The 14,537-nt window shown below is 67.5% G+C and carries 14 protein-coding genes; 10 read left to right on the plus strand and 4 right to left on the minus strand.

Annotated elements, in window-relative coordinates; translation table 11 throughout:
* The first annotated feature begins 30 nt into the window (after positions 1–30).
* On the plus strand, positions 31–309 hold the full coding sequence (locus ASG72_RS04725; protein WP_056709492.1) for a hypothetical protein: 279 nt from the start codon (positions 31–33) through the stop codon (positions 307–309).
* A 32-nt stretch (positions 310–341) separates the two neighbouring features.
* On the opposite strand, the gene ASG72_RS04730 is transcribed toward ASG72_RS04725, so the two are convergent.
* The gene (locus ASG72_RS04730; protein WP_056709498.1) at positions 342–1,139 is read right to left on the minus strand and encodes a response regulator; all 798 of its coding nucleotides are present in this window, start codon (positions 1,137–1,139) and stop codon (positions 342–344) included.
* Between the two features lie 242 nt (positions 1,140–1,381).
* On the opposite strand from ASG72_RS04730, the gene ASG72_RS04735 reads away from it, so the two are divergent.
* The 3 genes from ASG72_RS04735 to ASG72_RS04745 are packed head-to-tail and all read left to right on the plus strand — an operon-like array spanning position 1,382 to position 3,806.
* Positions 1,382–1,597, plus strand: coding sequence for a NepR family anti-sigma factor (locus ASG72_RS04735; protein ID WP_056709500.1), 216 nt, complete (start codon positions 1,382–1,384; stop codon positions 1,595–1,597).
* Positions 1,594–2,154 carry a sigma-70 family RNA polymerase sigma factor gene (locus ASG72_RS04740; RefSeq protein WP_056709502.1) on the plus strand — a complete coding sequence of 187 codons (561 nt, stop codon included), beginning with the start codon at positions 1,594–1,596 and terminating at the stop codon, positions 2,152–2,154. The genes ASG72_RS04735 and ASG72_RS04740 overlap by 4 nt, the downstream gene beginning before the upstream one ends.
* The gene (locus ASG72_RS04745) at positions 2,154–3,806 is read left to right on the plus strand and encodes a sensor histidine kinase (protein ID WP_056709503.1); all 1,653 of its coding nucleotides are present in this window, start codon (positions 2,154–2,156) and stop codon (positions 3,804–3,806) included. The genes ASG72_RS04740 and ASG72_RS04745 overlap by 1 nt, the downstream gene beginning before the upstream one ends.
* A gap of 17 nt (positions 3,807–3,823) precedes the next feature.
* Here ASG72_RS04745 and ASG72_RS04750 read toward each other — a convergent pair whose 3' ends face one another.
* From ASG72_RS04750 to ASG72_RS04760, 3 genes are all read right to left on the minus strand, one after another.
* A complete protein-coding gene (locus ASG72_RS04750; protein ID WP_056709504.1) occupies positions 3,824–4,702 on the minus strand; it encodes a transglutaminase family protein in 879 nt (292 codons plus the stop codon).
* A 138-nt stretch (positions 4,703–4,840) separates the two neighbouring features.
* Complete coding sequence (locus tag ASG72_RS04755; RefSeq protein WP_056709505.1) at positions 4,841–5,122, minus strand: hypothetical protein; 282 nt, start codon at positions 5,120–5,122, stop codon at positions 4,841–4,843.
* Between the two features lie 101 nt (positions 5,123–5,223).
* On the minus strand, positions 5,224–6,996 hold the full coding sequence (locus ASG72_RS04760; RefSeq protein WP_056709511.1) for an ABC transporter ATP-binding protein/permease: 1,773 nt from the start codon (positions 6,994–6,996) through the stop codon (positions 5,224–5,226).
* 297 nt (positions 6,997–7,293) lie between these two features.
* Between ASG72_RS04760 and ASG72_RS04765 the strand changes: the two genes are divergently transcribed.
* The 6 genes from ASG72_RS04765 (at position 7,294) to ASG72_RS04790 (ending at position 14,299) form a co-directional block, all read left to right on the plus strand.
* Positions 7,294–7,989, plus strand: coding sequence for a Crp/Fnr family transcriptional regulator (locus tag ASG72_RS04765; protein ID WP_244488693.1), 696 nt, complete (start codon positions 7,294–7,296; stop codon positions 7,987–7,989).
* A 192-nt stretch (positions 7,990–8,181) separates the two neighbouring features.
* Positions 8,182–8,919, plus strand: a complete 738-nt coding sequence (locus ASG72_RS04770) for a methyltransferase domain-containing protein (protein WP_244488694.1) — start codon at positions 8,182–8,184, stop codon at positions 8,917–8,919.
* 16 nt (positions 8,920–8,935) lie between these two features.
* Positions 8,936–9,877 (plus strand): glutaminase, encoded by a 942-nt coding sequence (locus ASG72_RS04775; protein WP_056709518.1) that lies wholly within the window; start codon positions 8,936–8,938, stop codon positions 9,875–9,877.
* 138 nt (positions 9,878–10,015) lie between these two features.
* Complete coding sequence (locus ASG72_RS04780; RefSeq protein WP_056709520.1) at positions 10,016–11,341, plus strand: extracellular solute-binding protein; 1,326 nt, start codon at positions 10,016–10,018, stop codon at positions 11,339–11,341.
* Between the two features lie 115 nt (positions 11,342–11,456).
* Positions 11,457–13,181: an iron ABC transporter permease gene (locus ASG72_RS04785; protein ID WP_156395794.1), complete on the plus strand. Its 1,725-nt coding sequence runs from the start codon at positions 11,457–11,459 to the stop codon at positions 13,179–13,181.
* A gap of 2 nt (positions 13,182–13,183) precedes the next feature.
* Positions 13,184–14,299 (plus strand): ABC transporter ATP-binding protein, encoded by a 1,116-nt coding sequence (locus ASG72_RS04790; protein ID WP_056709525.1) that lies wholly within the window; start codon positions 13,184–13,186, stop codon positions 14,297–14,299.
* The last annotated feature ends 238 nt before the right edge of the window (positions 14,300–14,537 follow it).

The following is a 14,537-nucleotide window of genomic DNA, read 5'->3' on the forward strand; positions in this document are numbered from 1 at the left end:
TTCGTTTCTCACCATCCCACGGATAGGCCCATGCTGGTAGCTCACAGATTTCTCAAGGCTGCTCCGCGACCGATCCTGCTCGGCGACGACGGGCATTGCGAAGCGCCGCCCTTCCTCGCTCTCGAGGCGCTGCTGGACGCGGGCTTCGGCACGGGGGAGGCTCTCGCCATTCTCGGGGCGCAAAGGCACGCCGACGACGCGGCGTCGCGTCAGTTCCAGGCGCGCTGGCAGCCGGTGGGCGCCGAGGAAGAGTTGGGAGCCCTGCATCGCAGCGAACACGGCGACAGCCGGCGACACGCCGGCTGCTAGCCGATTGTCCGGGCGGATCACGGCGCGACGGCTCAGGCCGCCTTGCGCCCGGCACGCCGGTCGAAGAACAGCGCCTGGCTGATCGCGGCCTTGACCGCCTCCGGCTGGAACGGCTTGGTGATCAGGAAGGCGGGCTCGGGCCTATCGCCCGTCAGCAGCCGCTCGGGATAGGCGGTGATGAAGATCACCGGCACGTCGATCGAGGACAGGATCTCGTTCACCGCATCGAGACCCGAGCTGCCATCGGCCAGCTGGATGTCGGCAAGCACCAGGCCCGGCCGCTTGGAGGCGACCAGCGCCACCGCCTCGCGATGGGTGCGGGCGATGCCGGTGACGGTATGGCCGAGCTCCTGGACCATCGTCTCGATGTCGAGCGCGATGATAGGCTCGTCCTCGATGATCAAAACGTCGGTCGCGACCTGCTCGGCGATCTCCTGGCCGGCGGCCTGGATCAGCGCCGTGGCTTCCGCGGCCGGGACATCCATGATCGCAGCGACCTCGTCGATCGAGAAGCCCTCGACGGTGCGCAGCAGGAAGGCCTGGCGCGGGCGCGGGGTCAGGGCCTCGAGATTGCGCTCGGCCGGATTGCGGGAAATTTCGGCGACGGGCGTGCCGGCCGTGTTCAGGCTGACGGACGACCACATCCGGAGAAAGATGCGATACAGGCCGATGCGCGGCTCCAGCCCGGTGGGGAAGGAGGCCGGGTCGAGAACCAGCGCTTCGAGCATGGCCACCACATAGGCATCGCCGCTGGCCTGGGTGCCACTCAACGCCCGGGCGAACCGGCGCAGATACGGCAGATGAGGCGCAATTTCTTTCGCGATCGACATGCAGAAAATCCCGTTGAAGTCGCGGAAATGAGCACTGACAACCCCCTCAAGACAAGCAATTTATTTTTTGCCGATCATGGAACTTTCCCGGAAACCAGCCATTGTCTACGCGTGGAAGTGTCGGTTGCGCATGGCGACCGGCTTCCGGCGGACTGGGTGTTTGCGAAGCCCCGACCGCAGTTATTTGAGACTGTGTGCAGGACCTGCTGGAAAAGCGGGCCTGCTTTGGCGCGAGGGCTGACATGAGCAAGAGCAATGTGCCGATGGCGAGATCCGGAGGCGAGGGCGGTGACGAGGCCGAGCTCGTCCTCGACCCCCGCATCCAGGAATCGATCGGACGTTCGCTGAAGGCGCATTACGACGACATCGTCAACACGCCGGTCCCGGACAAGTTTCTGGTGCTTCTGGCGCAGCTCGAAGCGCAGGAGATGCGGGCCAAGAACGGGAACCTCTCATGAGCGCGTCTGATTTCAAGGACGGGTTGATCAAGGAGATCCCGAATTTGCGGGCTTTTGCGGCCTCGCTCTCGGGCTCCATGCAGCTCGCCGACGATCTCGTGCAGGATACGCTGCTGAAGGCCTGGGGCAATTCGGAGAAGTTCGAGCCCGGTACCAGCCTGCGCGCCTGGCTGTTCACGATCCTGCGCAACACCTATTACTCGCTCTACCGCAAGCGCGGCCGCGAGGTGCAGGACAGCGAAGGAACCTATGCCGAGCGTCTGGCGACGCATGGCAATCAGGAGAGCCATCTCGACCTCGCCGATTTCCGCAAGGCCCTGGCGAAACTGCCGGAAGAGCAGCGCGAAGTGCTGATCATGGTCGGCGCGACCGGCCTCTCCTATGAGGAGACGGCGGAAATCTGCGGCGTCGCCATCGGGACCATCAAGAGCCGCGTCAACCGGGCGCGGACCAAGCTGGCCGAACTCTTGTCGATTGGCGGGGTCGACGATCTCGGGCCCGATCGAAAGAGCACGGCCGCCATTCAAAGGGGCGGCTCCGAAATCGTCGGCCTCTGATGAGGCTGGCGTCGTTCAGGACTGTCCGCGGCCGGCTTCTGGCACTGCTGATCGGGATCGCTCTCCCGATCGCCTGCCTGACCGCGATCACGGCGACGACGACGTATCAGACGGTCACCTCCGGGATCGAGACGGCGCATAAGCGCACGGGCGATGATTACGTCATCCGCGCGCGCGTCTGGTATCGCGGCATCCTGCGCTCGCTCCTGGCCAGCGGCGCGACCTTGAGCCGGCAGGCGGAAGAGGGCTCCGAGGCCTGCTCCGCCGCGGCGGGGCGCCTGCTCGAACAGATCCCCGGCTACCGCGCGCTCTATATTCTCGGCGAGGCCCGCATCTGCGCCGCTTCCTCGGATCCGACCGTGCAGGCGCCGCAGCTGGAACAGGCGATGATCTCGCTGCGGGCGCGGCCTGCCGGAGAGGTCTGGGCCGGGGCGATGCTGACCCAGGCGCGCTATGATTACGTGGCGATGGGCGGGCGCCGCTATCTCGCGGTCTATGCCCGCGACGACGATCTCGCCAAGCCGTTCCAGGAAGGGCTGCTGCTGGTCGACCCCGATCTGCTGCAGCAGGTGTTCAATCTCGGCGAGGCGGAATCCGGGCTGCAATCGGCGCTGGTCAGCCGGCAATCCGGCGTCATCGTCGCGCGCGGCGCGACCGGCAGCGGCACCGACTGGCTGCCGGCGAAGGATGTCCTGCCGGCGCAGACCGCGCGCTGGGAGGCGGACAGCCGCAGCGGCGAATCCCGCATCTATACCGCGCGGATGATCGCGGAGCCCGATCTCTACGTGATCGCCAGCTTCGACACCGCGCTGGCACGCGCGGCGCGGACGCAGTTTCTGGTGCTGCTGCTCGCGCCGCTGCTGACGCTGATCCTGCTCTGCCTCGTGTATCTGCGCGCCATCGACCGGCATTGCATCCATTGGCTGCGCAATATTGAGGCTGCGGCGCGCGCCCGCACCACGCTCTCGACCGCGCGCGCCGTCGTGGCGCCGGACATGCCCTATGACATCCGCAGCGTGGCGGAAGCCTTCAACACCATGGTCGACGAGCAGGAGGTGCGCCAGCGCCGGCTGCAGACCGCGCTCGACGATAATCGGTTCCTGGTCCGCGAGCTGCACCACCGCGTCAAGAACAGCCTGCAGGTCGTGCAGAGCTATATCGGCCTGACCAAGCGCGATTATCGCGGCGAGGCTCGCATGGCCCTGGCCGATGCGGAATGCCGCGTCCATGTGCTCTCCGCCGCCTATCGCTTCACTTTGGCCGATGGCGAGATGCAGCCGGTGCGGGTCGAGCTGTTCATCGAGGATGTCGCGACAATGATCGCCAATCTGCTCGATGCGCGGGACAATTGGCTGTCGAGCCTCGTCGATACCGGCGCGGTGCTCTCCGTCGACCGGATCATCCCGCTCGGATTCCTGATCGTCGACGTGGCGTCGCGCGGCCTCCGCTCGGAGCCGGGCGTCGCGCTGCGGCTCTCGGTCGTCGATCTCGACCCGGAGACGATCGAGATCACCATCGAGGCGGATCGCGAGGTCGCCCATAGCGCGCCGCCCAAGCTGTTCGCAGGGCTGCTGGCGCAGGTGGAAGCGGTGCAGAGCCGCGCGCCGCAGGGGCGGCTGCTCGGCGCCTGGCAGGTCCGCCACCGGGTCTGACGGTCTCGGGGGTTGTCTCAGCCCGGCGCGTCGACCGTCTCGATGGTGACGCCGACGCTCAATCCGAGGAAGGAGCCGGTCAGCCCGGTGAAGCTGCCCTGGACCGGAGAGGCGTCTTCCGGGATGCGCGCCACGGCGACCCGCAGCAATTGCCGGTCGGCGACGAGGTCGTTGGTCGGATCGAACTCGACCCAGCCGTCATTGGGGATGAAGACATCGGCCCAGGCATGGGTCAGCCCGACGCTGGAGACGAGCCCGTTGGCGTCCGGCGAGCGGTCATGGATATAGCCGGTGACGAAGCGCGCGGCGAAGCCCATGCGCCGGGCGAGCTCGATGAACAGCCAGGCATAGTCGCGGCAGGAGCCCGAGCCCTGGCGGATGGTGTCGGCCGGATGCTGGGTGCCCTCGTCATAGCGCAGCGCATAGGAGAGCCCACCATAGATCTCATGGGCGAGGTCGCGCAGCAGATGCCCGCTGCCCTGGCCGATGCGGGCGCGGAAATCGGCGAGCCAGCGCTCCAGCACCTGATCGGGATCGGCCGCCGCCTCGTTCAGATAGGGCTGCAGCACAGCCCGTTCCGCCTCGGAATAGACGACGCCGGTGATTGCCGCGTCGGGCTCGATCTGGGTGCGCGGCATGGCCGAGCCGAAGCGCTGGACCAGCAATTCGCTGACGATGTCGAGCTTGTCGGCCTTTTCGGTGAAATTCGCGATGGCGACGGAATTGCCATAGGCATCGTGCATCCAGCGCAGCCGCGCCGCCGGGGTGATGCGCAGCGAAGTGTCGACGACGCGCAGGTCGAAACTGTCGCGCGGGCGCAGCATCAGGCGGTGGGGGCCGAACTGGACCGGGCCTGCATAGCTGTAGGTGGTGGCGTGGCGGATGCGGAGATACATGAAACCCTCGGCCGAAAAGCTGCCGCGACCTTCGCATCTTTTCCAAAAAAACAAGCCGCCCAAAGGCGGCTTTGAAGTGGATCGCGCGAGGGGAGCGCTGTCATGACAACGTGGTGTGCGGACGAAAGTTCCGGCGCCTCAGCGCAGAATCGCGGCGGCGGTGGAGGTCTGGTTCAGAGCCTGCTGCGGGCCGGCGATGGCGCGCTTGGTGGCACCGACGCTGCGCTGGGCCGGATCGACGGCGGCGAAGCGGACATCGGTCGGGACCTTCCGCTCGAGCTTGGCCTGCGCCACGGTGGTCGAGCTCTGGTCGGTTGGAATCTGGAGATCGGCGCCGAAGGTCAGGGCCGCGACCGCGGCGCCCATGACGCCGAAGAAGGCGAGGCCGCGCTTGATCGGGGCAAGGCTGTCGTTCAACATCTGTCTCTCCCGGCGCTCTGGATCGGCCGATATGGCCGGTTTCTGCAGATGTTAACGCCGATTCATCCGGTTGGTTCCGTCCGAGGCGCAGCGCGCGCCGTTCACGTCGCCGTGTCGTTGGCGGCCTTGTGCTGCCTGAACAGCCGCCACAGCGACTTGCCCAGCCGGCGCGAGGTGAGATGGGCGCCGGCGAGGCGCTTCTCCAGCGTGATCTTGCGCTCGTGGTAATCCTCGAGCCCCGGGCGATGGCCGACGCTGATCAGCGTGGCATGGGCGAGCTCCTGATCGAACAGCCGCAGCAGAGAATCCTGGCTGTCCTCGTCCAGGGCGGAGGTGGCCTCGTCCATGATGATGATGTCCGGGCGCTGGATCAGCAGGCGCGCGAAGGCCATGCGCTGGCGCTCGCCGCCGGAGAGGATCTGGTCCCAGCGCTCGGTCTCGTCGAGGCGCTTCGCCATATAGGCCAGCCCGCACCGCTTCAGCGCGGCAACCACAACCTCGTCGGCGACAGGTTTCTCGGCCTCCGGATAGAGCGCCACCGTGCGCAGCGTGCCGATCGGCAGATAGGGTTTCTGCGGCACGAAGGCGATCGACTTGCCGCGGGGCACGGCGATCGAGCCCGAGCCCCAGGGCCAGAGCCCCGCCAGCGCCCGGATCAGCGTGCTCTTGCCGGTGCCGCTCTCGCCGACGACGAGCACCTTCTCGCCGAGATTGATGACGACCGAGGCGTCGGCGATGACGACGCGGCCATTGCTGTGGGCGACGGAGAGGTTTTCCAGATGGATGGCGCCATCCTCGCTCTCGGTCAGCGCGATCTGCGTCTCGCCCTCCATGATGGTGCCGACATCCAGCGCCTCCATCGCCTCCTGCAGCTCGTCGACACGGGCGACGGAGGCGAACCATTCGGCCAGGCGGACGAAGTTGTCGACGAACCAGATCAGTGCCGCCTGCACGGCGCTGAACGCCGCGACGACCTGCATCACCGCGCCGAGCGTGACCTCGCCCGACAGATATTTCGGGGCGATCAGCAGTAGCGGCACGATCGGGAACAGCGCGCCATTGGTGTTGAGGACGAGGGCGACGACGCCCTGCTGGCGGATCACCCCGAACCAGGCGGAGAGCACGCGGCGGTAATTCTCACGCACAGAGAGCCGCTCATCGGCATCGCCGCGGATCAGCGCGATGCTCTCGGCGTTTTCCCGCAGTCTCGTCATCTCCGCGCGGAACTGCGCCTCGGCCTCGTTCTTGGCCGAGATCCGGCCGACCAGCGGGCGCCCGGCGAAATAGGCGGCGAAGGAGGCGATGATCGCATAGACGATCGCCGCCAGCGCCATATAGCTCGGGATCACCAGTTCGGTGCCGCCGATGGTGAAGCGGGCCGAGCCCGCGACGTGCCAGAGGATGGCGGCGAAGGTCGCCGCGGTGACGGCGGCGCTGATCAGGCCGATGGCGAATTCCACCAGCGGCTCGACCGAGAGCCTGACATCCTCGGCGATCCGGAATTCCGGCGCGGTCTGTTCGGTCGCGGTAAACTGCATCCGGTAATAGCGCTGATCGGCGATCCACCAGCCGGCCAGCCGGTCGGTCAGATATTCCCGCCAGCGCGCCTGGAGAAGCATCCGGCTGACGACCAGGGAGGACAGCGTCAGGGCCGAAGCGACCACCAGCAGCGGCAGCCAGCCGACGGCCGACCAGACCGCGGCGACGTCACGCTTTTCGAGCGCGTCGAAGAACAGCCGGTTCCAGCCATTGACGGCGACGGCGGTCGCGATCTGCGCTGCGGCGAAGAGCAGCACCGTTCCGGTCAGGAGCCAGGCCCGCAGCCGGGTCGCGCCGCTCCAGAAGCCCAGAGCGGTCCGGAAAAAACGGCCCATGCGGGAGCGTTTCGCGACAGGAGGATTCGGCGACATGCACGGGCTTCTCAAGGGGGCAGCGCCGCTCGATCGGGCGCGTTTGACAACGTCTAGACCGGCCTCGGGGTTCCGCACGTCAACGGACTGCCGTTACGGAGTCCGACCCCACGCGAGAGGGGGAGAAACTTACTTGAGTTATTGAACTGCCGCAGCAATTGCGCAAAGGGTGACGTGACGAGACGGGAGTTCTCATAGACGATGATGAAGCCGGATCACCGCGGCCAACCTGCCGTGCCCTGCCTCGCATGTCCGCTGCGGATGAAACCCGCTTTCAAGGACAAATCCGATGAGGAGGTGCGCTTCATTCAGGCGACGAAGCTGGAGCATCGTTTCGTCGCCGCGGGCACCGACATCATCCATCCCGGGCAGGAGGATGCCGAGCTCTACACGCTCTTCTCCGGCTGGGCCTTCCGCTACAAATCCCTGGCCGATGGCCGGCGGCAGATCCTGAATTTCCTGCTGCCGGGCGATCTGGTGGGACTGCAGGCCTCGCTGCTCAGCGCCTCCGCCCATGGCATCGAGGCGCTGACCGATGTCGAGCTCTGCACCTTCCCGCGCAAGCGGATCTGGGACCTCTTCGTCAAGATGCCTGCCCTGGCCTATGAGGTGGCCTGGCTGGGCTCGCGCGAGGAGAGTCTGATCGACGAGAATCTGACGTCGGTGGGGCAGCGCAACGCCTCGGAGCGGATCGCCGCGCTGCTGATCTCGCTCTACCGCCGGGCCGATGCGCTGGGGCTGGTGAACGACCATAGTTTCCAGTTCCCGCTGACGCAGCAGCAGCTCGCCGATGCGCTGGGGTTGTCCCTGGTGCATACCAGCAAGACCTGGGCGCGGCTGCGGCGCGCGGGGCTGTTCGCCATGTCCGGCGGCCGGCTGACCCTGCTCAACCCGCGTCTGACGGCCAGGATGGCCTCGCTCTTCGACCGCGAGCTGGAACCGCGCCCGCTGCTCTGAGGCGAGCGGAGCCGGCGAATTCGGCCGGTCGCTCGAGAAGCCTCTGGCCAATCAAGCCTCTTGACCCCATATGTCTGCTGGTTAACGTCATTGCACTGTCATTGTCGCTGCGCTCGCGGCGGGACACGAGGCTCAATGTCCACCACCCTTCCCCAGCGCCGGCGCCGTCCAGTCCCTCTCGGGGGCAGCGGCATGGCCGCGCGGATCGAGGGCGAGGTCCGGGTCACGGCCGCCGACTTCATGGACAGCGTCGCCGAGGCGCGGCTGCGGGTAAGCGCCGCCCGCTACAAGGTCGAGGACGAAGTGCGCGGCACGGCCACCAAGCTGAAGACGCGCGTCTCGCGCGCGGCGGGCGAAGCCCGCACCAAGCTCGGCGACGAGGCCCGCTTCATCAAATCCTGGATCGACGACCCGCTGCGGACCGGTTCGGTGACGCCGTCGAGCCCGTTCCTGGCGCGGCGCATGGCCTCCTATGTCGACCCCGCCAGCCCCGGCCCGGTGATCGAGATCGGCCCCGGCACGGGCCCGGTGACCGAGGCGCTGATCGCCCGCGGCATCGACGAATCCCGGCTGATCCTGGTCGAGTACAGCCCGGAATTCTGCGCGCTCCTGCGCGAGCGCTTCCCGCGCGCGACCATCGTCGAGGGCGATGCCTATGCGCTGTCGACGACGCTCGCCGGCCATCTCACGGAGAAGGCGAGCGCGATCGTCTCCAGCCTGCCGCTGTTCACCCGGCCCCCCGCCCAGCGGAGCGCCCTGGTCAAGGACGCCTTCTCGCTCGCCGTCGACGGGGCGCCCTTCATCCAGTTCACCTATTCCGTGATCTCGCCGGTGCCGCGCAAGGGCGCGGGCCTGAAATCGCAGGTCTCGGATTGGGTGCTGCGCAATATTCCGCCCGCCCGCGTCTGGGTCTATCGCCGGGCCGGCTGACAGCGGGGCCGCGCGCGTGACCGATCTGGCGCGGCTCGTCTCGGACATCGCAGCCGAGATGGCGGCGTGCAGCGAGCGCGGCACCGTGGCGAGCTATATCCCGCCGCTGGCGCGGATCGATCCTCGCCAATTCGGGCTCTGCGTCGTGCTCGCGGACGGCACGGTCCATCAGGCGGGCGATTCCGAGCAGCCCTTCTCGATCCAGAGCGTCTCGAAGGTGTTCGCGCTGACGCAGGCGCTCGGCAAGATCGGCGATGCGCTGTGGCGCAGGGTGGGGCGCGAGCCCTCGGGCACGCCGTTCAACTCGATCGTGCAGCTGGAGCGCGAGCAGGGCATCCCGCGCAATCCCTTCATCAATGCCGGGGCGCTGGTCGTCGCCGACGTCAACCTCGCCGGCCATGCGCCGAAGCTCGCCATCGGCGAATTGCTGCGCTTCGTCCGCTATCTCGCCGATGACGAGACGATCGTGATCGACGAGGCGGTCGCAAGGGCGGAGCAGGAGACCGGCTTCCGCAACATCGCGCTGGCGAATTACATGCGGGCCTTCGGCAATATCCGCCATGCGCCGGAGCTGACGCTCGGCGTCTATTTCCACCAATGCGCCATCGCGATGAGCTGCCGGCAGCTCGCCATGGCCGGGCGCTTCCTGATGCAGGGCGGCAGCCATGGCCGGCAGGCGGCGCGGGTGGTCTCGCCCCAGCGGGCGCGCCGGATCAACGCGCTGATGCTGACCTGCGGCCATTACGACGCCTCCGGCGATTTCGCCTTCCGCGTCGGGCTGCCCGGCAAATCCGGCGTCGGCGGCGGGATTTTGGCGATCGCTCCGGGCAAGGCCTCGATCGCCGTCTGGTCGCCGGGGCTGAACGCCAACGGCAATTCGATGCTGGGGACGCTGGCGCTCGAGCGGCTGGCGGAAGCGACCGGCTGGTCGGTCTTCGCGCCGAGCGGGCAGGCCTGACGGGGCGGGACCGGTCGCCCCCGAAACAGAGGGTGACACTGGTCGGCGTTTCATGACAGTTTTGTGACCAACACCGCAGCAAGGCGGTTCGACGTGCCGCGCGGCCCCATGGCCGCGGCCGGCCAGGGAGGAGAGCACATGATTTCGCGTAGGTTCGCGCTTGCGGCCGCATTCGGCCTGTTGACCGCCACCAGCGCCCTGGCGCAGGCGCCGGGCGGCAAGGTCACGGTCGTGACCTCGTTCTCGAAGGACGTCACCGATCCGATCAAGAAGGCGTTCGAGGCCGCCGTTCCCGGCGTGACGCTGGAGGTCCAGAACCGCAACACCAATGCGGGGGTGAAATTCGTCGAGGAGACCCGGGCCAACAACCAGGTCGATCTGTTCTGGGCTTCGGCTCCCGACGCCTTCGAGGTGCTGAAGGGCAAGAAGCTGCTCTCCGCCTACAAGCCCAAGGCGGCCGGCATCCCCGAGAAGATCGGCTCCTACCCTATCAACGATCCCGAGGGCTATTATTTCGGCTTCGCGGCCTCGGGCTACGGCATCATGTGGAATGAGCGCTATGCCAGAGCGAACCGCCTGCCCGAGCCGAAGGATTGGCAGGATCTCGCCAGGCCCGCCTTCTACGACCATGTCTCGATCGCCGCCCCGTCGCGCTCCGGCACGACCCATCTGACGATCGAGACGATCCTGCAGGGCGAGGGCTGGGAGAAGGGCTGGCGCACCATCAAGGAGATGGCCGGCAATTTCCGGGGGATCAGCGAGCGCTCCTTCGGTGTGCCGGAGCAGGTCAATTCCGGCCAGGTCGGCGTCGGCATCGTCATCGACTTCTTCGCCTTCTCGGCGCAGGCCTCGGGCTTCCCCGTCAAATTCGTCTATCCCAGCGTCACCACGGTGGTGCCGGCCAATGTCGCGATCGTCGCCAACCCGCCGAACAAGGCGGCGGCCGAGGCCTTCATCGAGTTCCTGCTGTCGCCGGCCGGCCAGGAGGTGCTGCTCGACAAGGGCATCCGCCGCCTGCCGGTCAACCCGGCCGTCTATGCCAAGGCCGGCCCCGACTACCCCAACCCCTTCACCGATCCGCGCTTCCAGAAGATGATCGGCTTCGACGTCGACAAATCCGAACAGCGCACCGCCGTGGTCGACACGCTGTTCGACCAGCTGATCTCCTTCCAGCTCGACGCGCTGAAGGGCGTCAACAAGGTGCTGCACGAGGTCGAGGCGGCGCTGGCCAAGAAGCCCAACGACAAGGCCAAGGCGCTCGCCGAAGAGGCGCGGCTCCTGCTGGCGGCGATGCCGGTGAGCGAAGCGCAGGCGGCGAGCCCCGAGCTGCGCGGCGCCTTCACCGGCGACAAGCAGAAGGGCGCGCGGCAGGCCGAGATCGAGAACCAATGGGCCGGCTTCGCCCGCGAGCAATACGCCAAGGCCAAGGCCAAGGCGGAGGAGGCGCTGAAGGCCGCGAATTGAGGCCCGCGACGGGCCGCCTTCACCCCCTCATCATCGGGCTGGTGCCCATCGGGATCGCCGCGGCGCGGTGCCCCCGGTGCGCGCCGCGCCCTTGCCGTCATCGACCAGGATGCGCATGGCCATCGTCTCGCAGACCCTTCCCGCCGCAGCGCGCGCCCGCCGCCTCACGGCCACGCCGGGGCAGATCGCGCTGGCGCTGGCCATCACCGCCTTCCTGCTGATGTTCCTGGTGCTGCCGGTGGCGACGGTGATCTATGTCGCCTTCACCGAGAAGGGCAGCTCGACCTTCACCCTGGTGAATTTCTACGATTTCTTTCGCACCGAGCTGTTCATGCGCTCGCTGTGGAATTCCTTCTACGTCTCGGCGATGTCGGTGGTCTGGGCCTCGGTCTTCGCCCTGCCCCTGGCCTATCTGACGACGCGCTACGCCTTCCGCGGCGCCGCCATCGTCCAGACGCTCGGCTTCCTGCCGCTGATCATGCCGCCCTTCGTCGGCGCGGTGGCGATGCAGCTGTTCTTCGGCCGCAACGGCTCGATCAACCTGCTCCTCGACGAGTATCTCGGCTTCAAGCTCGATTTCATGGAGGGGCTGAATGGCGTCATCTTCGTGCAGTCGGTGCATTATTTCCCGTTCATCCTGATCAACCTCTCGGCCAGCCTGCGCAATATCGACCGGGCCATGGAGGAGGCGGCGCAGAACCTCGGATGCTCCGGCTTCCGGCTGTTCCGGCGCATCGTCTTCCCGCTCGCCATGCCGGGCTATCTCGCCGGCGCCTCGCTGGTCTTCGTCAAGGTCTTCGACGATCTCGCGACGCCGCTGCTGCTCAACGTCAAGGACATGCTGGCGCCGCAGGCCTATCTCCGCGTCACCTCGATCGGCATCGCCGACCCGATGGGCTATGTCATCTCGGTGGTGCTGATCGTCGCCTCGGTCCTCGCCATGTGGCTCTCGGCGCGCGCCATGAAGGGTCGCGACTACGCCACCACCCAGCGCGGCGGCGGCGGGCTGGCGCGGCGGCGGATGACGACGGGCGAGGCGATCTTCGGCTATGGCGTGGTGGCGCTGATCCTGGCGCTGGTGCTGGCGCCGCATCTCGGGCTGCTGCTCCTGTCCTTCGCCACGATCTGGTCGTTCTCGCCGCTGCCGGACGCCTATACCCTGGCGCATTACGGCCGGGTCTTCGGCGAGAGCTCGGTCTACATCAAGAACACGCTGATCTATGCCAGCATCGCCGGCGCCATCGACGTGGTGCTGGGGGTGGCGATCGCCTATCTCGTGCTGCGCACCAGGCTGATCGGGCGGGAATGGCTCGACTGGATGGCGACCGCGGCGCTCGCCATCCCCGGCGTGGTGCTCGGCATCGGCTATCTCCGGACCTTCTACGGCGTCACTCTGCCCGACGGCACGCCGCTGGCGACGCTCTGGATCACCATCGTGCTGGCGCTGGCGATCCGGCGGCTGCCCTATGCGCTGCGCGCCTGCTATGCCGCCCTGCAGCAGATCTCCGTCTCGCTCGAGGAGGCGGCGGAGAATCTCGGCGCCACCAAGGCCCGTACCGTTCGCCGGATCGTCGTGCCGCTGATGGCCGGCGGCATCCTGGCCGGTTTCGTCACCTCCTTCTCGACCGCGGCGGTCGAGCTCTCGGCGACGCTGATGCTGGTGCAGTCCAATTCCGACGCGCCCCTGGCCTATGGGCTCTATGTCTTCATGCAATCGGCGGCGGGGCGCGGGCCAGGCGCCGCGCTCGGCGTCGTCGCGGTGCTGCTGGTCGCCGCCTGCACGCTCCTCTCGCATATCATCATCGAACGCAGCCAGAAGGCGAAGGGCATGGGACAGTGACGATGAGCGCCGATCCGGCAATCCGCGCCGCTGCGGATACGACCCTCTCGACCCCGGCCGTCGCCGTGGAAATTTCGGGGGTGAACCTGTCCTACGGCACCAATCACGTGCTGAAGGACATCGATCTGTCGATCGCGCCCGGCGAATTCTTCGCCTTTCTCGGCCCGTCGGGCTGCGGCAAGACGACCCTGCTGCGGCTGATCGCCGGCTTCAACCAGGCCGATACGGGACGGGTGATGATCGGCGGACGGGACATCTCGGCGCTACCGCCCTGGAAGCGCGATGTCGGCATGGTGTTCCAATCCTATGCGCTCTGGCCGCATATGAGCGTGCGCCGCAACGTCGCCTTCGGCCTCGAGGAGCGCGGCGTGTCGCGGGCGGAGGTGGCGAGGCGGGTCGATGTCGCGCTCGGGCTGGTCGGCCTGTCGCATCTCGCCGATCGCCGCCCCTCGCAGCTCTCCGGCGGGCAGCAGCAGCGCGTCGCCGTGGCCCGCACCGTCGCCGTGGAGCCGAAGGTGCTGCTGCTCGACGAGCCGCTGTCCAATCTCGACGCGAAGATGCGGGTCCAGGTGCGCCGCGAACTGCGCGATCTGCAGCAGCGGCTCGGGCTGACGACGATCTTCGTGACCCATGACCAGGAGGAGGCCAACACGATCTGCGACCGCATCGCGGTGATGAATGACGGCACGATCCAGCAGGTCGGCACGCCGATGGAGCTCTATGAGCGCCCGGCCAACCTCTTCGTCGCGAATTTCCTCGGCACCGCCAATATCCTGGCGGGCGGGGTCGAGGGCGAGGGCGGCGCGCGCCGCTTCGCGCTGCCGGGCGGCGCCGGCATCCCGATCGGCGACCGGATCTGCCCGGCCGGGGCGAAGCTGGTGTTCCGGCCGCAGCATGCGCGGCTGGTGCCGCTCGGTGCGCCGATCGCCGGCGCGGCCCTGCCCTGCACTGTCCTGAGCCGCGAATTCCTGGGCTCGACCATGCGCTATTTCGTGGCGGTGGCCGGCACGGAGGTCGCCGTCGACGCCGCCTTCACCTCGGGCCGCGCTTTGCTCGACCCCGGGGCGCAGGCCATGCTGGATCTGGAAACGGACTCGCTGCTGCTCCTGGCGGATTGAGTTGCAGCCGCTTCTGCGTCTCCCTGGTGCCCGGAGGTGCTGGGGGCCGGCGGAACTGACGTAGCGGAAGCGGCTTCCCTCATGACCAAGCGCGGGGAACCCCTCTCCTGTAAGGAGAGGGGTTCGCGCGCGCTTGCGGCGGCCTCTCGACGAGATGGAACGGGGGATGTCCCTCCTCCTGATGTCTCCCTTTTCCTGATGATCAAGCGCGGGAACCCCTCTCCTGTAAGGAGAGGGG

The sequence above is a fragment of the Allobosea sp. Leaf344 genome (assembly GCF_001426225.1).
Lineage (GTDB): Bacteria > Pseudomonadota > Alphaproteobacteria > Rhizobiales > Beijerinckiaceae > Allobosea.